Origin of the sequence: Arsenophonus nasoniae (genome assembly GCF_004768525.1) — a bacterium.
In the GTDB taxonomy this organism is placed as follows: domain Bacteria; phylum Pseudomonadota; class Gammaproteobacteria; order Enterobacterales; family Enterobacteriaceae; genus Arsenophonus; species Arsenophonus nasoniae.
Window position 1 is genome coordinate 3,460,347 of sequence record NZ_CP038613.1, and the last position, 21,657, is coordinate 3,482,003.

Sequence of the window (21,657 nt, forward strand, 5' to 3'; positions counted from 1 at the left end):
CTATTAGCGCGGTTTTCAATAACCCAGATAATTTGTTGTGATCAAGTTAGCATATTTTTTATACTTAATTTGCATTTTATTAACAATAAAATCACACTGCTAACACCTGGTCGTACCAGACGGAAATCATAGGAGAACAGTATACTCTATCAAAGTAATACTATTCAGGTTGATTGGATAAAACCCGGTATCGCAAAACTGATTTTTAACTCACCCAATGCCATTAATAAATTTGATATAGAAACCATTAACTCGTTAAATCAAGCCATTGATTCTCTGGAAAACAAAAATACCTTGAGCCAATTAAAAGGGCTTATTCTGATTTCACAAAAATCCACTTTTATTGTTGGGGCAGATATTAAACAATTTCTATCACTATTTAATGCACCAAAGTCACAACTTCAGCAATGGCTTAATTTTGCTAACAGTATCTTTAATCGTATCGAAGATCTACCCATTCCAACAGTAACCGCTATTAATGGTTATGCTTTAGGTGGAGGCTGTGAATGCGCATTAGCAACCGATTACCGTATCGCTGCACCCGATCTTAGAATTGGTTTACCGGAGGTTAAACTGGGGATTATGCCTGGATTTGGCGGTTCAGTACGCCTACCACGTTTAATCGGTTTAGATAACGCCCTACAGATGATTACTACAGGAAAAGATATTGATGCCACAACTGCTTTAAAAAATGGCCTGATTAACGCCATTGTCGCCAAAGAACAGTTACTAAATTCAGCACTCTTACTACTAGAAAACGCCATTGCAAACAAATTAGATTGGCAGCAAGTACGTCAACTAAAAATCCAACCGTTAAAACTGAATAAAATAGAACAAACGATGAGTTTTAATGTCGCAAAAGGTTTGGTCAAGAAAGCGGCAGGTTCACATTATCCTGCACCATTGACCGCGTTAAAAACCATCGAAAAAGCGGCCAATTATGGGCGTAAAGAAGCGTTATTATTTGAAACTGAAGCCTTCATTCCATTGACGCAAACGTCTGTAGCTCATGCCTTAATTAGCGTTTTCCTCAATGATCAATATGTTAAAAATTTAACTAAACAGAGAAGCCAATCAATCGAAGCTCCTATAAAAACCGCTGTGATTGGCGCTGGCATCATGGGCGGCGGCATCGCTTATCAATCAGCACGTAAGGGTGTGCCTATTATAATGAAAGATATTAGTGAAAAATCTCTTCAATTAGGTATGAATGAAGCCGCTCAATTACTAAATAAACAGTTTGAACGTAAGCAAATATCAGCGTTGGAGATGGCGAAGATATTATCTTCAATTACTCCAACGCTCAATTACGCCGGAATTGAAAATGCGCAAATTATTGTCGAAGCGGTGGTTGAAGATCCAAAGGTTAAAGCAATAGTTTTAGCGGAAACAGAAAAATTATTGAATGAACATGCCATACTAGCCTCAAATACTTCAACCATCCCCATCACAAAATTAGCCAATGTTTTGCAGCGGCCGGAAAATTTCTGTGGTATGCATTTTTTTAATCCAGTTCATCGCATGCCATTGGTGGAAATTATCAAGGGCGAAAAAACTAGCGAGAAAACTATCGATACGATAACCGCCTATGCCAATAAAATGGGTAAAACGGCTATCGTTGTCAATGATTGTCCAGGTTTTTTTGTTAATCGAGTGCTGTTCCCTTATTTGTCTGGCTTTAATTTACTATTACAAGATGGCGCTGATTTTTATCAAATTGATAAGATCATGGAAAGTCAATTTGGCTGGCCGATGGGGCCTGCTTATTTAATAGATGTTATTGGTATTGATACCGTACAACATGCTAAACAAGTCATGGCAGACAGTTTTCCAGCCCGACTGACAAAAAATGAGCAAGATGCTATAGCCGTTATATTCAATCATCAACGTTATGGCCAGAAAAATGGCGTTGGCTTTTATCAATACGTTACCAATAAAAAAGGAAAAATAGAGAAACAACGCGATCCTATAATTAACGACTTATTAGGCAAATTTGGCGCTAGCAACAAACAGTTCACCGAGCAAGACATTATCATGCGTATGATGATACCGATGATCAATGAAGTGGTTCGTTGCTTAGATGAACATATTATCGCCAGTCCTGCTGAAGCCGACATTGCTCTGGTATACGGCTTAGGTTTTCCACCATTCAGAGGCGGTGCTATTTGCTATCTTGATAGTCTCGGTCTCGAAAATTATATCGCACTGGCTGAAAAATATGCCTCTTTAGGCCCTTTATATGCCATTCCTGCCAGTTTAAAAACCAAAGCAGAAAAACAAGCGAGTTATTATCCTACACCAGAAAAAATCACCTTTAACAGCAAATAATAGGCTTAAGGTCGTGATCATGGAAAATATTGTAATTATTGATAGTATACGCACACCAATGGGACGTTCCAAAGGTGGCGCTTTTCGCCAGGTCAGAGCAGAAGAGCTATCTGCCCATTTAATGACACAATTATTAAGCCGTAATCCGGCCCTGAATAACAATAAAAATGATATTGACGATATTATCTGGGGATGTGTACAACAAACTTTAGAGCAAGGATTTAATATTGCTCGCAATGCGGCGCTATTAACAGATATTCCCCATACGGTACCTGCAGTAACGGTTAATCGACTGTGCGGTTCCTCCATGCAAGCATTACATGATGCCGCTCGCTTTATTATGTCAGGTGATGCAAATGTTGTGCTTGTTGGTGGTGTTGAACATATGGGACATGTTCCAATGACGCATGGTATCGATCTCAATAGTAAAATTGCTGTTCATGTTTCTACCGCTTCGGCTTCAATGGGATTAACCGCTGAGATGCTCACCAGACAGTACCAAATCAGTCGTGTTGAACAAGATGAATTTGCATTACGTTCTCACCAAAGGGCGGCTGAAGCAACTAAACAGGGATGGTTTAATGATGAAATCGTAGCAACTGTGGGCCATGATATTGACGGTAACCTAGTTGCTATCAAACAAGATGAAGTCATTCGATTTGATGCAAATTTAGCCAGTCTAGCCACTTTATCGCCGGTCTTTGATCCTGTTTGCGGCTCAATCACAGCAGGAAATTCCTCAGCATTGTCAGATGGAGCATCATCCATACTCGTTACCAGTGAAAAATATGCTAAAACACGAGAACTAAGAATAAGAGCTAAAATTCGATCCATGTCTGTAATGGTCAACAAATTCTGTAGAAGATCTAAGCGGCATTTTTTAGTTCATGATATTTTTGATGTGGCGTTAAATAACCAATCGTTGAATGGCGTCGATAATAATTGTAAAACTGAATATAATTTTCAACTTCACAGACAACAGATTGATGATTCATAAACGATAAACGGTTAAGTCTTTCTGTCTTTAAACTCCTAAAAAATCTTTCCATCACGGCATTATCGAGGCAATTACCTCGCCGACTCATGCTTTGAGTTATTTTCCGTTCAAAGAGGTGCGCCCTAAACTCCTCCGATGAATATTGGCAACCTTGATCTGAATGGAACATCAAACTTGTCGTATCCGGTAATTGCCGTTCAATTGCGTTATCTAAGGCTTCTTTCACTAATTTCGAATCCGGTTTTGTTGATAAGGCATAACCAATAATTTCTTTGGTGGCTAAATCCAACACACAGGCTAAATAGCTCCACCCATAGTGATGTCTAATATACGTGATATCCCCGACATAATAGTGATTATGCTGTTCAGGGGAAAATTGTCGTTTAAGCAAATTAGGGGCATATCGATGTTCGTTACCCGATGAGTGATAGTAGTGCTTTTTCGTTGGTCTAATTGCAACTAATTGATTTAATTTCATGATGTTCGATATTTTATAAGTGCCAATTTGGTGCCCTAAACCCTTTAACTCGACTTGAATACGTCTTTTGCCATAAATTTGACCCGATGTATAAAAAATACGTTTGATTTCGCCACACAGTCTTTCATTTTCAACTGTCGGTATTTTCGTTTCATAATAAAAACTACTGCTGCTTACTTCAAAAAGATGGCATAACTCAGTGACCGTAAAATTGGGGTACATGATTTTCAGTTGCTTCACGATTTTGAGTTTTGATTGTCGAGGATGAAGTAAGCCGCGGCTTTTTTTAATATGTCATTATCCCTCTGAGCACGCTTAAGTTGAACTTCTAATTCTTGTATGCGCTGTTGCTCGGGTGTTAACGCTTTTGATTTTACAGGCGTATTCCCATTTAACTCGGCAAGATATTGTTGCTTCCATCGTGATACGGCAGATTTACCCGCACCGGATATTTTTTCAACTTGGATATTGCTATATCCACCTTCAACCATGAGTTTTGCATATTCCAGTTTTTGCTTTCCGCTAAAGGTTACTTTTACTTTTCGGGTCATATTTATACCTATAAGATTTTGCTTAATTATAAGCTATAAATCTCTACAGTTTTATTAGACCACTACAGTCCGTTATTGGTTGCGATCCCGCCATTATGGGATATGGACCTGTCCCGGCAACTACAATGGCATTAAAACGTGCTAAGTTAACGCTGCAAGATATAGATGTTTTTGAAATTAACGAAGCTTTTGCTGCCCAAGCTCTAGCCTGTTTAAAAGATTTACACCTTATTGATAAGATAGACGAAAAAGTTAACCTGCATGGTGGAGCAATTGCCTTAGGTCACCCTTTAGGATGTTCGGGTGCGCGGATCATTACTTCTTTACTAAATGTTATGGAAAGGAAAGATGCTCAGTTTGGCTTAGCCACCATGTGTATTGGTTTTGGGCAAGGCATTGCTACTCTTATTGAGCGGATTAAATAACTGGTCTACGCTTTATTGTATGTTGTTGCTATTTTACCGCCCAGAAGGGCGGTTTTTTTTGTTTTGTGATCTCATTTAAATAAATTCGAACGCATCACCATAAAGATATTCAGGGCTAACGTCTCTTTCACTACAAAAACGTTCCCTCGCGATTTTTGCCATTTCAAAACGCCCAGCAATGTAAATTTCATAGTTTGTAAGAGAACCAAAGTCATCGAGCACAGCACTCAAAACCGTACCTGTTCGTCCTCGCCAATCAGATTCAGGTTGTTCAACAACAGGAATAATCTTTATGTTGCGATATTGCTCTGAAAGCGACTGCAATTCACCTAAATCATATAGGTGTTCTAATCTTCGTCCGCCCCAATAAAAGGTAATATCTCTGTCAGGATTTTCTTCTAATGCAGCATATAAAATTGCGCGGGTATAAGAAAATCCTGTTCCCCCGGCAATAAGGATTATTGGTTTTTTACTTCCCTCACGAAACCAAGCTTTACCATGAGGAATATCAATATTAATACTATTTTGCGCAAATATACGTTCCATTACCGCCATGGCATAAAGATTAAACTCTGACGCACCAATATGGAGCTCAATGAGTTTTTTTTCTGAAGGAATTGAAGCCAAAGAAAATGGGCGTTTATCACGCTCATCCATAATGACCATTAGATATTGACCGGCACGAAAGGAAAATTGACCTTCCGGTAATAAGCGAACGCGATAGACCGTATCAGTGATAGATTCAATAGAAACCACCTTACAACTTAATGTCGTCATTCACATCCTCTCATAATTTTAAAATATCCAATTCATGCCAAATTTCATCTATCCGTTTTTTTATTTTTTCTGTCATAACTATTGGACGACCCCACTCTCTTTGTGTTTCACCCGGCCATTTATTGGTTGCATCAAGACCCATTTTTGAACCTAAACCTGAAATAGGTGACGCAAAATCAAGATAATCGATCGGGGTATTTTCCATCATAACGGTATCACGTGCAGGATCCATCCTGGTTGTGATTGCCCAAATAACATCATTCCAGTCACGAGCATTAATATCTTCATCACAGACAATAACAAATTTTGTATACATAAATTGCCGTAAATAAGACCAAACTCCCATCATAATGCGCTTAGCATGCCCAGCATATTGTTTCTTGATAGTCACTACGGCAAGTCGATAAGAGCAACCCTCCGGGGGTAAATAAAAGTCAACAATTTCTGGAAACTGTTTTTGTAATATAGGGACTAAAACCTCATTTAACGCAGCACCTAAAATGGCAGGTTCATCAGGAGGACGACCGGTATAGGTTGAATGATAAATAGCATCACTACGTTGAGTTATATGAGTGACGGTAAAGACTGGAAATTTATCTACTTCATTATAATAGCCAGTATGATCTCCGTAAGGCCCTTCAGATGCAAATTCTTCAGGATCAATATAACCTTCTAGAATAATTTCTGCCCCTGCCGGCACTTCAAGCTCATTAGAAATACATTTTACCACTGATGAACGATGTCCGCGTAATAATCCAGCAAATGCATATTCGGAAAGTGTATCTGGAATAGGTGTCACCGCGGCTAGAATTGTGGCAGGATCAGCCCCTAAAGCCACCGCTACCGGAAAAGGTGTAGCTGGATATTTATCACACCACTCTTGAAAATCCAATGCTCCACCCCGATGAGATAACCAACGCATAATCAGCTTATTTTTAGTTAATAGTTGCTGTCGATAAATACCTAAATTTTGCCGCGCCTTAAAAGGTCCCTGAGTAACCGTTAATCCCCATGTAATTAATGGTGCAACATCTTCTGGCCAACAATGCATTATAGGTAGACGAAACAGATCAACATCTTCCCCTTGCCAAATCTGTTCTTGGCAGGCGGCCGACTTGAGTCTTTTAGTTGGCATATTAAGGATCTGTTTAAATTTTGGTAGTTTATTAATTAAATCAGTGAATCCTTTCGGGGGATCCGGCTCCTTAAGAAAAGCCAATAATTTGCCAACTTCATGCAATGCTTGGACATTTTCTTGTCCCATGCCCATCGCAACGCGTTCAACGGTACCAAACAAATTGCACAGCACTGGCATACTAAAAGCCTTAGGGTTTTCAAATAATAGTGCCGGCCCGCCCGCTCGCAGAGTTCTATCCGCTATTTCTGTCATTTCTAAATAAGGATCGACTTCACGGCTGATTCGCTTCAGCTCTTTTTTTTGTTCTAATAATGATATGAAATCTTTGAGATCACGGTATTTCATTATATATTTTCTACTTTTTAATTTGTTGGAACTTCATTATAAATTGTTCTATGCAGGTTACCAATAAAGGTTCAATTCGTTAAGATTAGTGAGTCTTTTCTGTAAACCTAGACACAGCGATAAGGAACCCATTTTTTTAATATTTTTGTATCATATTGTTCTGGAAAATGTTGGTTGTACTGAAAAATCTTAAATCCTTCATTTTTGCCACTAAAATAATGTAGTTCCTTATCTTTAATCTGTAAGCCACTGCCTTCACGTAAAGCTATAACAATCTCATCGGGATTAATGACACAGAACTCAGCAATACGATCATCTCGAGTTTCTCCCATATGTCCACTAATACGTGTATCAATATAATGCGGATTAATTTGTATTGGGAATAGCCCCAACGAGGGCATTACAACCGCATTAGAAACCGGCATATCATTGGTTGTTCTTATACTGGGCGTAGCGACATTACAGCCAGCACTCCAGCCAATATAGGGAATATTGCGTTCAAAAACAGCACGTTGTATAGCCACAATCAGTCCATTTTCATGCAGGCATTTATTCAACCACCAGGTATTGCCACCACTAACTAAAATGCATTCTGCTGATTCAATCGCTTTTACTGGCGACGCAAAATGTGCAATCGAAACCACTTCGATACCTAATGATTGACTAAGCTCCAATGCACGTTGATCATGATCACCGCGTAAAACAGCATAGGGGACTAATACTGCTTTGCGGATCTGTCGGCGTTGAAACATCTCTTGTAATCGTGTCGTAGCATAATTTAGCCATTGAGAACTGGTGGTTAGTCGACCATTACTGAGAAGAAATATATCCATCTATCCTTACCTTGTATTTTAATCATCATGTAAAACTATGTTACCCAAATTACAGAGAATTAACGCTGTTAGTTTTTACTACATAATAAGTTATAATTTGATATAGTAATAAAGTGTAATTTTATTTTTGAGCCATCACATGGAAAATTGGTATCTTATTTACTGTAAGCGTGGGCAAATAGAGTGAGCAATAAAAAATCTAAAAAGACAGCATGTTATCTGCTTAACGCCAGAAGCTCAAATAGAAAAAATGGTGCGCGGCAAGCGCATCACCGTCACAGAAGCATTATTTCCCAACTATCTTTTCGTAAAATTTGATCCTGAAGAGATCCATACCACAACGATACGCTCAACCAGAGGTGTTAGCCATTTTATTCGATTTGGTCTCTATCCTGTGATCGTACCAGATAATATTATTGATGAGTTCAAGTCCGCTTCTAAACCAGAAATTGTCGCAGCAAAGACACCGGTTTCAGGTGATACTGTTATTATTACTGAAGGTATTTTTGAAGGCCTAAAAGCAATTTTCTCCGAACCTGACGGTGAAAATCGTTCAGTTATTCTACTTAATATTCTCAACCAAAATATAGCTAAGCTAATAGATAATAAACAATTTAAGAAAAGTAATTAATTGTGATTAAGAAAATAGCATTTTATTCTATATTTTGATCGTAATTTTTATCATCAACCGTCTTGCGTCCCTTACCAACATAGAATCGTGATAACAACAAACCCAATTCAAATAATAAATACATTGGTACCGCCAATAGTGTCTGAGAAAACACATCTGGTGGAGTCAAAAACATACCTACAATAAAAGCACCGACAATAATATAAGGGCGCTTACGTTTTAAGGAATCTGGGGTTGTAACACCTGTCCAACAAAGTAGAATAATGGCAACAGGAACTTCAAAGGCCGCACCAAATGCCATGAAAAGTGTCATGACAAAGCTGAGATATTTGCTGATATCAGGAATGAAATTAACACTTTCTGGTGTAGTTTTTACAAAAAAACCAAATGCTAAAGGAAAAACAACAAAATAGGCAAAAAGCATCCCTAAGTAAAAGAGTACACTACTGGAAACCAGTAAAGGTAACATTAAGCGCCGCTCGTGCTTATAAAGTGCTGGCGCGATAAAAGCCCATAACTGATATAAGATAACTGGAATAGAAATAAATACTGCCACCATAAACGTAAGTTTAATCGGAGTAAAAAAAGTTGATGCCACATCGGTTGCACTCATGCGAGAACCAACCGGCAGCTGCTCAATCAACGGTGCCGCAACCAAATGATAAATATCATTGGAAAAATAGACTAGGGCAAGAAAAACCACTGCAACAGTAAATAAGCTATAAAGAATACGTCTACGTAATTCAATTAAATGGCTAATAAGTGGTTGTGGATCATCAATAGACATAGACTAATTTTCACCGTTAGTTTGATCAGAATGCTTTTTTACTTTCTCGGCAGGGGATTGCGGTGCTTTTTTATTTTTAGTAGGACGACCTGACTCGGTTACCAACTGCTCAGTCTGTGCTGGTTTGTGCTGTTTATGGGCGGTTATAGGTATTTCTTCATCTATTTTAGCTGTGCTATTTTCAGCCAGATCACTGGTAAATGCTTTTACTTTTGCCAATTCTTCTTCGATACGACTGTTCGATGATTGATAATTTTTCTTTAGTAACTCGGTCGATTCGCGCAATTCTTCCATTGATTGCTTAAGTTCCGGCGAAAGGGTTTGTAATTGTGCTTTTTCTTCTGCCTTCTTCAATGTTTCCTGCAATTCTTGCAATTTTAATTCTTGTGACAGCTCATGTTGAACGTTAGCTGCCAATGAGCGCAATGCACGTATCCAACCAGCAACCGTTTTAACGGCTATTGGCAAACGCTCTGGACCAAGAACTACCAGGCCAATAATCATAACCAATAGCAGTTCACTAAAACCAATATCAAGCACGCTTCATACCTACTGTTTATTTTTTTTATTTTCAGCCGTTTCTTTTGTCTGACTTATGGTTGTTTTCTCAGTAAGATTTTTCGCTTCAAAGTCAGCATCAGCCTGTTGTTTTTCTGCTTTTTTACTATCATCAGTTTTACTGTGATCATCACTCATCGCTTTTTTGAAGTTTTTCAATGACTCCCCCAAATCTGAGCCAAGTGAGCGTAACTTCTTAGTACCGAAAATTAAAACAACCAGTAAAGCAATAATAAGAAGCTGACCGGGACTACCAAATGTAGCCATAGCTATTGTTGTTCCCATTGATATATACCTCTACGAAATTAGGTTCAACTATGTATGATTCCATTATATACAACTAATTTTATGTAAGATACCTACAGATCCTAAGATAAATTTGTTTAAAGACAAACTTTAGCCAATTTTACCTGTTCGATACCATCCCACACCCCATGAAATTATACCGAAAAAGATAAACCCAATAGCAGCAATTTTTGCATCGAAAATCTGCAATAAAGTACCACATAACAAGCAAGTCGCGCCAATTCCTAGTAAATATTGGCCTTGTCTTTGCTTTACTTGCTGCCCTTGTAACTGGACAGCGAATTTATCAATACTATCTTGTAAATATTTATATTGCTTAAGTGCTCCATAAATAAGATCGGGAATTTCTGGCATTTTTTCTGCCCAATAGGGTGCTTTTTCCTTAAATGCACTAATAATCGCCGCGAACCCCATTTGCCGATGTAGCCAATCTTCAAGAAAAGGTTTAGCTGTCTTCCACAAATCTAGTTGTGGATAAAGCTGCCTTCCCAAACCTTCAATATAGAGCAAGGTTTTTTGCAGTAACACCAATTGTGGCTGAACTTCCATATTAAAACGACGCGCAGTATTGAATAAATTGAATAAAACATGACCAAAAGAAATTTCTGCTAGGGGTTTCTCAAAAATTGGCTCACACACGGTTCGAATGGCAAATTCAAAATCTTCAACATTTGTATCGGCTGGTACCCAGCCCGAATCGACATGTAATTCAGCTACCTTACGGTAGTCACGATTAAAAAAGGCAATAAAATTCTCTGCCAAATAACGTTTATCTTCTTTATTTAATGAACCGACGATACCACAATCAATACCGATATATTGTGGATCTTGAGGATGCTCTCGACTAATAAATATATTACCAGGATGCATATCAGCATGAAAAAAGCTATCGCGAAAAACTTGGGTAAAAAAGACTTTTACCCCACGCTCAGCTAATAACTTCATATTAATTCCTTGCTTCTTTAACGCGTCAATATCAGAAACAGGAATACCATAGATACGCTCCATAACCATCACATTCTCCCGACAGTAGTCTGAATAGACTTCGGGAATATAAAGCATGGAACTATTTTCAAAATTACGTCTTAATTGGATTGTATTTGCCGCCTCACGCAACAAATTTAATTCATCAATTAATGTTTTTTCATACTCTCGAACAACTTCCCGCGGGCGTAAACGACGTCCATCTGGTAACAGTGGGATCCAATTAGCCAGCCGATACATCAAGCCTATATCGGCTTTAATAATAGGCAGTATATCTGGGCGAATAACTTTAATTACGATTTGTTTATTATTTTGTTTTAATTTTGCCGTATGTACTTGGGCAATTGAGGCCGAGGCTAAGGGCACCTCATCAAAATCATCGAACCAGGTTTCAAGAGAGCCACCTAATGACTGTTCAATGTGTTGACGCGCCAATTGGCCATCAAAACTAGCAACTTTATCTTGCAATAATGCTAACTGGTCAGAAATTATAGTGGGAAATAGATCGCGACGAGTAGAGAGCATCTGACCAAATTTAATCCAAACCGGACCTAAATCTTGTAAAGCTAAACGTAAACGTTCACCAAGGGCTTTGTCTTTATGCTTATTTGATAACCAAAATAGACAATGGCGACCAATCCTTAATGGTAAAGTAAATTTAATTTTGGGAATGAGTTCATCTAAACCATAATTTAGAAATACTCGAACGATAAAATAGAGCCGTTTAATTTCTCCCGGTCTCATATTTTTCCTCCAATTTAGCCAAACGCTGTTCCAGTTTTGCAATATCCGCTGCCACCTTCTCAACCTTATCAGCAAAACTTAGCACTTCTAATGTATTAGGAGACATTCGCCATTCTTCCACCAATACATCTTTAAAATGATTTTTTTGTTGATTTAACAACTCATTTATTCCAATTAAACTTTTTTTAATCCAACGGCTCATCCCTTCGGCAACAACATCACCAACATAAGGAGCAAGATAATGAGCGGGATCCCATTGCGCAGCATCAAGTAAAGCTGACCAATGCTGCACAATTTGCATATCCCCTTCGATAACAATCCTGCCATCTTTGATCAACGTTGAAAGTTGTTGTTTATCTTTAAGCTGCACTAGCGTTGCTAATGCAGTTTTTATCACACAATCTGCCGGTGTAGGCCACTGATTTACGACATCAACTCGTTGCTCGGAGAAGACAAGTACTAATGGTTGAGATAATTCTTTTAAATTAATCTCCAGCACTTTGCCAACTAACCTTACTCTGGCTGATTTCAACGCCACTTCCTGATAGAAAAATTTATTCAACATAGGCTGTAAAAGGGAAGCTGCTGCAGCATGTAATACAGGTACTGTTGAATCGCTTTTCATTGACGAGGTAGCCATTTTAAAATTTGAACCCTCTATGTAGGGCAACAATTCCACCCGTCATATTGGTATAGGAAACTTGTTCAAAACCAACTAACTCCATCATTGTTTTTAACGTGTCCTGATCCGGATGCATGCGAATAGATTCAGCTAAATAGCGATAGCTATCGGCATCATTGACTATCATTTGACCAACGCGCGGCAAAATATGAAAAGAGTAAGCATCATAAGCTTTAGTTAATACTGGTAAAATGGGTTTTGAAAACTCTAATACCAATAAACGACCACCAAGTTTTAACACCCTAAACATTGATTTTAGTGCTTTATCTTTATCAGTAACATTTCGCAGACCAAAAGAAATGCTAATACAATCGAAGTAGTTATCAGGAAAAGGCAGCTCTTCAGCATTAGCCTGGACATAATTAACATTACCAATAATACCACGATCGCGGAGCTTTTCGCGCCCCATTTTCAGCATCGAATCATTGATATCAGCCAGAACAACCTCGCCTTTTTCGCCAACTATTTTGGCAAATTTAGCTGTCAAGTCGCCAGTGCCACCCGCCAGATCTAAAATAGTTTGCCCGCGGCGCGCGCCACTGGCTTCTATCGTAAAACGTTTCCAGATTCGATGGATCCCTAATGACATAAGATCGTTCATAAGATCATATTTCGCGGCCACCGAATGAAAAACAGCAGCAACCAAATTCGCTTTTTCATCCTTGGCTACTTTACGAAAGCCAAAATCAGTGGTTTCTTTAATTGGATCTACCATATTTACGCTCATTTAATCATTAAAATAATCGAAAGTGCAATCATGTTTATCGCAAGATCTTATTTATGATCTACCGATTTTTTTTAATTATGATTTAGCGGTCTGTTTGCTAAATTCAGTATCAATCGGTCGTTTCACTTCTATTCCCAATTCTTTTAAACTTTCCGCCTGACTAATCAAATTACCTTTTCCTTCCGCTAATTTTTTGATTGCCGATTGATAATTCAGCTGGGCTTTGCTCAAACTCTGACCTAAAACCTGGATATCATCAACAAATAACCGCATTTTGTCATACATTCTAGCAGCACGCTCGGCAATAACTTGTGCATTTTGACTCTGGCGTTCATAGCGCCACAAATTATTAATAGTACGTACTGCCACCAATAACGTTGATGGGCAAACGAGTAAAATGTTATTTCGCAATCCTTCGTCAATAAGTTCAGGCGCTTCACGTAAAGCAATCAAATAAGCCGGTTCGAGTGGAATAAACATTAGTACGTAATCTAGCGATCTTAATCCATTTAATTGATGATAATCTTTTCGTCCAAGCTCTTTAATATGGTTACGTACAGAATTAACATGCCCCCGCAATGCCGTAGCTCGTTGCTGCTCATCTTCACTATTAAAATAGTGCTCATAAGCTGTCAGTGACATTTTAGCGTCGATTACAACATCTTTACCTTGGGGTAGACGAATAATCACATCCGGCTGATAACGACTATTGGAGGTATTGATACTGACTTGAGTTTCAAATTCATGCCCCTGCCTTAGCCCAGAAGCCTCCAATATGCGAGAAAGAATTGTTTCACCCCAATTGCCCTGAATTTTAGTATCCCCTTTTAGTGCTTTAGTCAAATTAATCGTTTCTTTTGCCATCTCTGCATTTAACTGCTGAAGCTGACGAATTTCATGCGCTAGGGTATGACGCTCACGCGCTTCCTGACTAAAACTCTCATGTACCTGACGGCGAAAACCGTCCAATTGTTCACGGAAAGGTGTTAATAATGCAATTAAACTTTGACGGTTCTGCTCAGAAGCGCGACGCTCGTTTTGTTCAAAAATACGATTGGCTAAATTCTCAAATTGAACATTTAACCGCTGCTCACTATTTAGTAATAGCCGCTGTTTCTCTTCAAAAGCCAGCCGTGTCTCTTCAAGCCGTGTCATCACTTCACGTAGTTCAACTTCTTGATTACGATTAATTTCCCTTTGTGACCTTAATTCTTGGTCACGGTGCTCACACTCAATTTTCCAATATTCGAGATGAGCAATTTTCTCCTCATAGCTAGCCTGAATACTATAAAAGTCGCGCAATTCCGACTCTTTTTTATTCATCTTTTGCGCAATAACTAGCCAGATTAAACTACCACCAAAGAGTGTGCCGGTAAGAAATCCAATAATTGCATATAATAACTGAATATCCACCTAGGTTTCCTTAAAATAGTCTTTATTTTATAAAGTAACTTAGTGGCATACTGTATAAATGTCCAGAATAAAATTTGCTTACCTTGGTCAACAAACAGCACGAGACTGAAATTTAACGACTGCTTTACCCCATCCACTGTGCAAGCCAAGATAAACCAAATGCCCCTGGCGTTAAAATAGCAAATGCCCAGATCATGGCAGAAAGTAAATTAGCCAGCTGAAAATAATGTTTAGGCATAGCACAAATCCCTGCTACTAAGGGAATAATCGCCCTTAAGGGGCCCAAAAAACGGCCAAGAAAAACACTCCATACTCCCCAACGGTCAAAAAAACGATGCCCCCGATCAAGCACTTGAGGACGACGAGAAATTGGCCACATATGGCGTACACGGTTCTTATAATGAAAACCAAACCAATAAGACAACCAATCACCCAAAAAAGCACCACTTGCGGCAGCTAACCATATTGGTAAAAAAGCGAGCCCATTATCACCAATTAATGCGCCTAAACCAAGCAAAATTACTGTGGCAGGTAATAATAAGGAAATAAAGGCTAACGATTCGCCAAAAGCTAATATAAAAACAATAAAGATAGCTAATATTTGATGATTGCGAGCAAATTCGGTAATAACATTAATAATTTCAGACCATGTCAACTTATTATTCCTATTACAGTTAAATTTTCGTTATGATGTCGTCAGTCATGTAAATTATTGTCAGTTTAAAATATATAATACGATAAGTTCAACTTATAAAATGATAAATTTAAGTTATTTAATTTTATGCTATTATCGGGCAGATAACATTAATTGGTTTACTAAAAAAACGAAATAAGAAAATTAGCCGTTAATTGATCAAAATAGAGATTATTGAATACCTTCGATAATAAAAAATAAAACGAGCATTACTTAAGGCAAATAAAAAACCGCGATTAAATAAAAAGATATAATAAAATAAATTTATCGCTATTTTATCAAACTGACAAACAGTTATACCCGTTTTATCGAATAAAGTAGCCAAGCATGGAGCATTTATTAATTCAATAACCGGCGAGCCGCATCAACAACAATTCCTAAAACATTCCCTTCAGTTTGGCGTAATAATGTTTCATCTGGTGTTTCTTGTTGGGTACGGTTAACAATCACACCGGCTATCATACCTGCTGATAATTCCTGGCTAGAACACATTGTCAGTAAGGTGGCTGATTCCATTTCATAATTAATCACTCCCATCTTTTGCCATTCTTCCATCGATCCGCGAAAACGACGAACAACCCGACCACTATAAGTATCGTAACGCTCCTGGCCAGGATAAAAGGTATCCGAAGAAGCAGTAATACCAACATGGGTTGTGATCCCAGCTGCTTTAGCAGCTTCATATAACGCATTGGTACAACTAAAATCAGCTACTGCAGGATATTCTAAAGGCGCAAAATGTAAGCTGGCTCCATCTAGACGTACCGCGCCAGTGGTAATTAGTACATCACCGATATTGATATTTTTTTGTATGGCGCCGGTAGTGCCAATACGAAGAAAAGTACGTATTCCTAATTGTGCCAATTCTTCAACAGCAATAGAAGTAGAAGGGCCGCCTATGCCGGTCGAACAAATAATAATTGGTTTACCATTAAGTTCAGCTCGCCAGGAAGTAAATTCACGTAATGAAGCCAGATATACCGGGTTATCCATTAATTTGGCAATTTTTTCTACCCGATTTGGATCGCCGGGCACAATCGCAATTGTTGCACCTTGTAGATCATTTTTAGTTAGTCCCAAATGAAAAACAGCAGACATAATTACACCATATTGTTTTTTTTAATTTATTTAATCCATTAATCTAATAATAAAATGATCACTTTTTAATGATAGGGATCATTTAAAACAAAAATGAAAAGCTGCTTTTGCACAAAAATATGATCAAATTATTTATCCTAATTTGATCATATCGTATTTTTAATAAATAAAAATCACTTGATTAATTAAAAGGATCCGGTAAATCTTTTTAGGCTTTTATTGTATTTTTAGCTTATCACTCACTATTATTAACGTACGACTAGCAAAAATTTTAATAATTTCTAACCTTGTTGAATTTAAAGGTTGGAAGATACGAATCGTTTAACCAATTTTTATGTACAAGGGGTTATCATGGGATTTTTAGATCAACTTACCAGTATGGTTGGTGGTGAAAAATTTAATCAATATAAAAATATTTTAAGCTGGATTGAAACACAAGGTGGCATACGTGGTTTAATTGATAAATTTGAACAACAAGGATTTGGTGGAATTATTCAATCCTGGATAGGCTCAGGTGAAAATTTACCCGTAAGTATGGAGCAAATTAGCTCAATATTTGGCGCAAGTAATATTTCTGGCCTAGCCAGTAAAGTCGGTTTAAATTCAGAACAAACTTCTGCCTTAATTGCAGAGTACTTGCCTAAATTAGTTAATACCGCAACCCCAGATGGCAAAATACCAGAAAAATTAGATTTAACGTCGATTGGTATGAAATTACTTAAAGATAAATTTTTTGGTGGTTAATCATCATTGCCCATCGCTGTTAAGATGGGCATATTTCGTTTAAGCTACTGGTGCCAATTTCTTCCTGGCTGAATCCAAACGTTGGCGCTCAATCTACCTTGCGCAAAGTCGATCGATTGAGCCAATGTCGATGTACCCAAAGTGATAACAATAGTAAACTGCTACCTAAAATAAAGCTAAGCCAATCGGGATGCTGCTGCCAAACAACAAAATTGACCAATAATCCCGCTGGCACCAACATATTATTCATAATGGCCAACGTGCCAGCATCTACCTGTGTCGCGCCATAATTCCACATAAAATAACCAATACCGGAAGCACCCACTCCCAACCAAATTAAAACGCCCCACTGTATTTTTGTCATGGGTAATTTACTTACATCACCAAATATCATCCAACCGAGTAATGCCACCGTACAGGCGCCGATATAGAACCATGAAAAGGCTAGCCGCTGTGGGATTGGATAAACTTCCATCATTCTTTTGTAACCAACTTGGCCAATCGCAAAGGAGATATTCGCCAACTGGACATAAAGCAAACCTAACCAAAAAGATCCACTCAAATGATCATAGCGAATGATAGCGGCACCAATCACCGCCAACATTGCACTAAACAAATATCCCCAGCGTAAATGCTGCCTTTCCAATAGATCATAAAATAACGTTATATAAAGCGGCGTTAACACGGTAAAGAGTAAAAATTCGACTACAGTAAGATAGTTATATGCTTGGAAAACAAATAAATACATAATGCCTAACTGAAAAGCACCCACTAGCATATAAAGTAAAATAATTTTCAACGACAACCCACGCCAGCGTAGAAAAGGTAAAAAAACCACCGCCGCCAGCGCAACACGAACTAAAACGGCAAACCAACTATCAACCTGACCGGCTATATATTCACCGATTAAACTAAAAGACGCTGCCCATAGCAGCGTCGTAATAACTAGCAATCCCATAGTTTGTCTCTTGGTAGATTAATGTTCTTTATCAATCAATAAAGCTTCCATCAAATCAAGATCTAATAATAGCGTTCGCATGGTTTCATTGCTGATTTCTTTCGTTGCACGTAAGTGATATAACTCTGCCCGCTCGGCGCGTAATGCCGTTAAACGAAAACGACGCTCTAAATCTTCTATTAGTAAATTATGCTCCATCTCATCCTGGCCCGCGGTTCGACGGCGTAGATAGCCAGTAACGCGAGAAGCAACTTCACTAATAACTTCAGGATCTAGCGCTTCTTGAGCATCGGCGGAAAGGCGCTCTTCCATTTTATTTAAGCTCACAATAGCCACTTCTGCCATCGCCGCTTTTGCCATCCGCATCTCATTAATATCTGCCAGTTTGTCACCCACTTTAAAATTATGCAGTAAAAGCGGCAGAGCAAGCACGCCAATAAAAATCGATAGCATGATCACCCCTGCTGCAATAAAAACTAACTGATAACGAGCAGGGAAAGGGGTACCATCGGTCAGAAATGACGGTATGGAAAGAACACCTGCCAAGGTGATCGCACCACGTACTCCAGCAAATGAAGCTAACCACAATTCACGATAGGTATAAGAAGCAAATTGTAACGGCCGTTTTTTTAATAGCAGCCGACTGAAACGCTTCATCAACCATAACCAACTAAACCTTAACAATAATAAAGCAGTATAAATAATGAAAACGGCAACAAATAACATCCATGTTTCTACACTGGGATCAAGTTCAGCTTGAATAACAGAGGTTTCCCATATACCGGGTAACTGTAAGCCAAGCATGATAAAAACTAAGCCATTAAAAACAAACTCCAGCATCGACCAGACATTATCCGATCTTAACCGCATCGCTAGTGGTGCATTGCGAATAACACCGGCTTTACTGATTGTCATACCCGAAGCTACGGCTGATAAAATACCGGAAAAACCAATATGCTCAGCGATAAGATATGCGGCAAAAGGTAATAGTAACATTAAGATCATCTGGGTTGCCGGATCATCACCACTCCAGCGACTCATAATGCGTAGTGATTTGCTATAAATCCAAGTCACTGCAATACCGATCAACAAACCGCCCACCGCTACTTTAAAAAATTCAAGGGTGACACCAGACACAGTAAAGATCATGGTTCCCATCGCAATGGCGACAGCAAATTTGAGTGCCACCAAGCCGGAAGCATCATTCATCAGTGCTTCCCCCTCTAACACACTCATCATCCGCTTCGGTATTCGACCTCTACCCACAATCGAGGAGAGTGCCACCGCATCAGTTGGCGAAAGAACAGCTGCCAAAGCAAAAGCCGCAATAAGCGGGATGCTAGGTAACAACCAATAGATCACATAACCGATTCCAACGACTGTTACTAAAACTAATCCTAATACCAAGATAAAAATTTCACGTCCATTTTGAAAAAATTCACGCGTTGGGGTTTTCCAACCATCAACAAATAATAACGGCGGGATCAACAAAACAAGAAAAAGCTCTGGATCAAAATCAACATGCAAACCAAAATGCGGCCATGCTAACAATGCGCCTATCGCAATTTGCATAATCGGCAGCGGTATACGAAACGGAATAACTTTTGTAATGACGCCTGATACTGAAACCATCAAAATCAAAATGAGGATGGTAAAAAATATTTCCATATTATCCTTACTGATAAGTCTGAGTTATAAGCCGAGCAAAGTATTATTATGCTTAACAGATATTAATAGAAAATAAGACTATGCTATCAAAAAAGAACTAGCCCACCGCAAAACTCCTACATTTCGCCATATTCTATCCTTAACAACAAACTATCATTGGCAATATTTTTGACTTTAAGATTAATCGTATTAGTGAACTTTATGTTCCATTTCACTTAGAAATTAACATCAACGTCTATAAACTTAAATAGCTAAACCACTAATGTAAAAAGCGACTAATATTATTGCGATCAGAACGGTACCAATATTTAATTTACGCCACTCGCCGGCACAAACACGGCCAATTACTAAGCCGGCAAAGCCAATCATGATGCCAGTAACAATATTGCAAGTTAAAACAATGAATACTGCACAAAGTAAACCAGCGACAGCATCAATAAAGTCATTAAAATCCAGTTGGGCAACATTACTCAGCATTAATAAACCGACATACATCAATGCTGGGGCTGTCGCATAAGACGGCACTAAATAAGATAAGGGGGATAAAAATAAAATTAACAAAAACAGCAAGCCAACCACTACCGCCGTTAATCCGGTTTTACCACCATCAATAATTTGACCATTTTTGTCCAACAAATTAGCTTGACCGGCTACCGCACGGATTGTCCCAGTGGCATCAAAAATAGCTGTCATAACTAGTGCAAATAAACTTGGTAAAACAACTGGCTGTAATGCACCAACAATATCCATACTAAACAATAACGATAAACCGTCTTCACCCAAGGTTGGCAATTTAAACAAACCTTGATATTTCACTTGTGGATCAAAAATTAAGCCAATAATAGAAATCGCAATGATCACGATTAATACCCCGCCCGGCGTTTTTCTTTTTTCCAAACCAAAGATGACAGCCAAACCAATCAGCGACATAATGACAGGAAAAGAAGTAAATTGCCCAAGCGCAACCGGCAAACCAGCCTGCTCAATTTTTTACTACCAAACCAATACCATTAGCGGCTATCAATAGCAAAAACAATCCGATACCAATGCCTGTACCTTGAGCAATCCCCTTTGGCATACTACGTAGAATAAAGCTACGAACACCGGTAATGGAAATAAAAGTAAATAAACATCCCATCAAAAAAACGGCACCTAAAGCAACAGGAATGCTCACCTGCTGACTAAGAACCAGGCTAAATGCGGTAAATGCGGTTAATGAAATAGCACAACCGATGGCCATCGGTAAATTAGCCCATAAGCCCATTAATAATGAGCCAAATCCTGCTACCAGGCAGGTAGCAATAAAAATTGCCGTGGGTGGAAAACCCGCTTGACCGAGCATACCTGGCACTACAATAACAGAGTAGACCATGGCTAAAAATGTGGTCAGCCCCGCAATAATCTCGCGACGAATTGTCGAGCCTCGTTGCTGTATCTTAAAAAAATGATTTAGTTTGCAATTCGAAGGAGTTTGCCTAACAGACATGTTGATCCTCTGTTTAGAAATTCAAGGTAACTTTTAGCTATAGAAGAAAACGATTGCGTCAAAAAAATAAACTATTCCAATTATACGCAATCGTTTGGCTTCATAAAAAGAAAAAAGAAATTTTAAAGATGCAATTATCTGGTGATCCTAAGGAAATAATCAAGGATTTTTCACTATAAAAATGATTATCATCATTTTATCGTTATGAAAAAAAAGGAAATTTTTCTATTTATTTTTATGTTATGCTAGCCAAAAGTAGCACTCTATCACTCGATAAAATAATGATATCATTTTGCCAGGCAAAT

At 38.4% G+C, this 21,657-nt stretch carries 18 protein-coding genes and 3 pseudogenes; 5 read left to right on the forward strand and 16 right to left on the reverse strand.

Going from position 1 to position 21,657, the window contains the following annotated elements; translation table 11 throughout:
* Positions 1 to 141 precede the first annotated feature (141 nt).
* Both fadB and ArsFIN_RS17480 read left to right on the forward strand, forming a co-directional pair.
* A complete protein-coding gene (gene fadB, locus ArsFIN_RS17475; protein WP_026823774.1) occupies positions 142 to 2,328 on the forward strand; it encodes a fatty acid oxidation complex subunit alpha FadB in 2,187 nt (728 codons plus the stop codon).
* Positions 2,329 to 2,347: 19 nt separating this feature from the next.
* Positions 2,348 to 3,172: pseudogene (locus tag ArsFIN_RS17480) on the forward strand (acetyl-CoA C-acyltransferase); the annotation flags it as partial.
* A 22-nt stretch (positions 3,173 to 3,194) separates the two neighbouring features.
* On the opposite strand, the gene ArsFIN_RS17485 reads toward ArsFIN_RS17480, so the two are convergent.
* A protein-coding gene (locus ArsFIN_RS17485; RefSeq protein ID WP_135678034.1) for an IS3 family transposase occupies positions 3,195 to 4,354 on the reverse strand; the annotation gives its coding sequence in 2 pieces (ribosomal slippage) (positions 3,195 to 4,075 and positions 4,075 to 4,354; 1,161 coding nt in all).
* Positions 4,355 to 4,422: 68 nt separating this feature from the next.
* Between ArsFIN_RS17485 and fadA the strand changes: the two are divergent.
* A pseudogene (gene fadA, locus ArsFIN_RS17490) lies at positions 4,423 to 4,779 on the forward strand (acetyl-CoA C-acyltransferase); the annotation flags it as partial.
* Positions 4,780 to 4,854: 75 nt separating this feature from the next.
* Here the strand turns inward: fadA and fre are convergent.
* The 3 genes from fre to pepE form a co-directional block, all read right to left on the reverse strand.
* Positions 4,855 to 5,556: an NAD(P)H-flavin reductase gene (gene fre / locus ArsFIN_RS17495; protein ID WP_026822931.1), complete on the reverse strand. Its 702-nt coding sequence runs from the start codon at positions 5,554 to 5,556 to the stop codon at positions 4,855 to 4,857.
* A 10-nt stretch (positions 5,557 to 5,566) separates the two neighbouring features.
* Positions 5,567 to 7,039, reverse strand: coding sequence for a 4-hydroxy-3-polyprenylbenzoate decarboxylase (gene ubiD / locus ArsFIN_RS17500; RefSeq protein ID WP_026822930.1), 1,473 nt, complete (start codon positions 7,037 to 7,039; stop codon positions 5,567 to 5,569).
* A 107-nt stretch (positions 7,040 to 7,146) separates the two neighbouring features.
* Positions 7,147 to 7,872 (reverse strand): dipeptidase PepE, encoded by a 726-nt coding sequence (gene pepE / locus ArsFIN_RS17505; RefSeq protein ID WP_026822929.1) that lies wholly within the window; start codon positions 7,870 to 7,872, stop codon positions 7,147 to 7,149.
* Positions 7,873 to 8,062: 190 nt separating this feature from the next.
* Between pepE and rfaH the strand changes: the two genes are divergently transcribed.
* A complete protein-coding gene (gene rfaH / locus ArsFIN_RS17510; RefSeq protein WP_246067452.1) occupies positions 8,063 to 8,503 on the forward strand; it encodes a transcription/translation regulatory transformer protein RfaH in 441 nt (146 codons plus the stop codon).
* Positions 8,504 to 8,525: 22 nt separating this feature from the next.
* On the opposite strand, the gene tatC is transcribed toward rfaH, so the two are convergent.
* From tatC to udp, 9 genes are all read right to left on the reverse strand, one after another.
* On the reverse strand, positions 8,526 to 9,290 hold the full coding sequence (gene tatC / locus ArsFIN_RS17515) for a Sec-independent protein translocase subunit TatC (protein ID WP_026822928.1): 765 nt from the start codon (positions 9,288 to 9,290) through the stop codon (positions 8,526 to 8,528).
* A gap of 3 nt (positions 9,291 to 9,293) precedes the next feature.
* Positions 9,294 to 9,830, reverse strand: a complete 537-nt coding sequence (gene tatB, locus ArsFIN_RS17520; RefSeq protein WP_026822927.1) for a Sec-independent protein translocase protein TatB — start codon at positions 9,828 to 9,830, stop codon at positions 9,294 to 9,296.
* Between the two features lie 9 nt (positions 9,831 to 9,839).
* Positions 9,840 to 10,133 carry a twin-arginine translocase TatA/TatE family subunit gene (tatA, locus tag ArsFIN_RS17525; protein WP_051297029.1) on the reverse strand — a complete coding sequence of 98 codons (294 nt, stop codon included), beginning with the start codon at positions 10,131 to 10,133 and terminating at the stop codon, positions 9,840 to 9,842.
* A 111-nt stretch (positions 10,134 to 10,244) separates the two neighbouring features.
* Positions 10,245 to 11,882 (reverse strand): ubiquinone biosynthesis regulatory protein kinase UbiB, encoded by a 1,638-nt coding sequence (gene ubiB / locus ArsFIN_RS17530; RefSeq protein WP_026822925.1) that lies wholly within the window; start codon positions 11,880 to 11,882, stop codon positions 10,245 to 10,247.
* On the reverse strand, positions 11,863 to 12,561 hold the full coding sequence (locus ArsFIN_RS17535; protein WP_246067279.1) for a ubiquinone biosynthesis accessory factor UbiJ: 699 nt from the start codon (positions 12,559 to 12,561) through the stop codon (positions 11,863 to 11,865). Before ArsFIN_RS17535 ends, ubiB begins: the two co-directional genes overlap by 20 nt.
* Positions 12,524 to 13,279: a bifunctional demethylmenaquinone methyltransferase/2-methoxy-6-polyprenyl-1,4-benzoquinol methylase UbiE gene (gene ubiE, locus ArsFIN_RS17540; protein ID WP_026822923.1), complete on the reverse strand. Its 756-nt coding sequence runs from the start codon at positions 13,277 to 13,279 to the stop codon at positions 12,524 to 12,526. The genes ArsFIN_RS17535 and ubiE overlap by 38 nt, the downstream gene beginning before the upstream one ends.
* 87 nt (positions 13,280 to 13,366) lie before the next feature.
* Complete coding sequence (gene rmuC / locus ArsFIN_RS17545; RefSeq protein ID WP_071846873.1) at positions 13,367 to 14,704, reverse strand: DNA recombination protein RmuC; 1,338 nt, start codon at positions 14,702 to 14,704, stop codon at positions 13,367 to 13,369.
* A 124-nt stretch (positions 14,705 to 14,828) separates the two neighbouring features.
* Positions 14,829 to 15,359: a DedA family protein gene (locus ArsFIN_RS17550; protein WP_026822922.1), complete on the reverse strand. Its 531-nt coding sequence runs from the start codon at positions 15,357 to 15,359 to the stop codon at positions 14,829 to 14,831.
* 378 nt (positions 15,360 to 15,737) lie between these two features.
* Complete coding sequence (gene udp / locus ArsFIN_RS17555; protein ID WP_026822921.1) at positions 15,738 to 16,496, reverse strand: uridine phosphorylase; 759 nt, start codon at positions 16,494 to 16,496, stop codon at positions 15,738 to 15,740.
* Positions 16,497 to 16,847: 351 nt separating this feature from the next.
* Between udp and ArsFIN_RS17560 the strand changes: the two genes are divergently transcribed.
* Entirely contained in the window at positions 16,848 to 17,240 is a 393-nt protein-coding gene (locus ArsFIN_RS17560; protein ID WP_026822920.1) for a YidB family protein, read from the forward strand.
* An 88-nt stretch (positions 17,241 to 17,328) separates the two neighbouring features.
* Here the strand turns inward: ArsFIN_RS17560 and ArsFIN_RS17565 are convergent, their stop codons facing one another.
* The 3 genes and pseudogenes from ArsFIN_RS17565 to ArsFIN_RS17575 all read right to left on the reverse strand — a co-directional run bounded on the left by ArsFIN_RS17565 (position 17,329) and on the right by ArsFIN_RS17575 (position 21,358).
* Complete coding sequence (locus ArsFIN_RS17565) at positions 17,329 to 18,198, reverse strand: carboxylate/amino acid/amine transporter (RefSeq protein WP_026822919.1); 870 nt, start codon at positions 18,196 to 18,198, stop codon at positions 17,329 to 17,331.
* Between the two features lie 18 nt (positions 18,199 to 18,216).
* A complete protein-coding gene (locus ArsFIN_RS17570; RefSeq protein WP_026822918.1) occupies positions 18,217 to 19,866 on the reverse strand; it encodes a Na+/H+ antiporter in 1,650 nt (549 codons plus the stop codon).
* Positions 19,867 to 20,109: 243 nt separating this feature from the next.
* Positions 20,110 to 21,358 (reverse strand): annotated as a pseudogene (locus ArsFIN_RS17575) (NCS2 family permease).
* Between the last annotated feature and the right edge of the window lie 299 nt (positions 21,359 to 21,657).

What these genes read in the sequence shown, in the direction of transcription:
- pepE (WP_026822929.1), bottom strand. Translation starts at nt 7,872, where the DNA reads ATGGATATATTTCTTCTCAGTAATGGTCGACTAACCACCAGTTCTCAA.
- udp (WP_026822921.1), bottom strand. Translation starts at nt 16,496, where the DNA reads ATGTCTGCTGTTTTTCATTTGGGACTAACTAAAAATGATCTACAAGGT.
- ubiE (WP_026822923.1), bottom strand. Translation starts at nt 13,279, where the DNA reads ATGGTAGATCCAATTAAAGAAACCACTGATTTTGGCTTTCGTAAAGTA.
- fre (WP_026822931.1), bottom strand. Translation starts at nt 5,556, where the DNA reads ATGACGACATTAAGTTGTAAGGTGGTTTCTATTGAATCTATCACTGAT.
- ArsFIN_RS17570 (WP_026822918.1), bottom strand. Translation starts at nt 19,866, where the DNA reads ATGGAAATATTTTTTACCATCCTCATTTTGATTTTGATGGTTTCAGTA.
- tatC (WP_026822928.1), bottom strand. Translation starts at nt 9,290, where the DNA reads ATGTCTATTGATGATCCACAACCACTTATTAGCCATTTAATTGAATTA.
- tatA (WP_051297029.1), bottom strand. Translation starts at nt 10,133, where the DNA reads ATGGGAACAACAATAGCTATGGCTACATTTGGTAGTCCCGGTCAGCTT.
- ubiB (WP_026822925.1), bottom strand. Translation starts at nt 11,882, where the DNA reads ATGAGACCGGGAGAAATTAAACGGCTCTATTTTATCGTTCGAGTATTT.
- ArsFIN_RS17565 (WP_026822919.1), bottom strand. Translation starts at nt 18,198, where the DNA reads ATGGGATTGCTAGTTATTACGACGCTGCTATGGGCAGCGTCTTTTAGT.
- ubiD (WP_026822930.1), bottom strand. Translation starts at nt 7,039, where the DNA reads ATGAAATACCGTGATCTCAAAGATTTCATATCATTATTAGAACAAAAA.
- ArsFIN_RS17560 (WP_026822920.1), top strand. Translation starts at nt 16,848, where the DNA reads ATGGGATTTTTAGATCAACTTACCAGTATGGTTGGTGGTGAAAAATTT.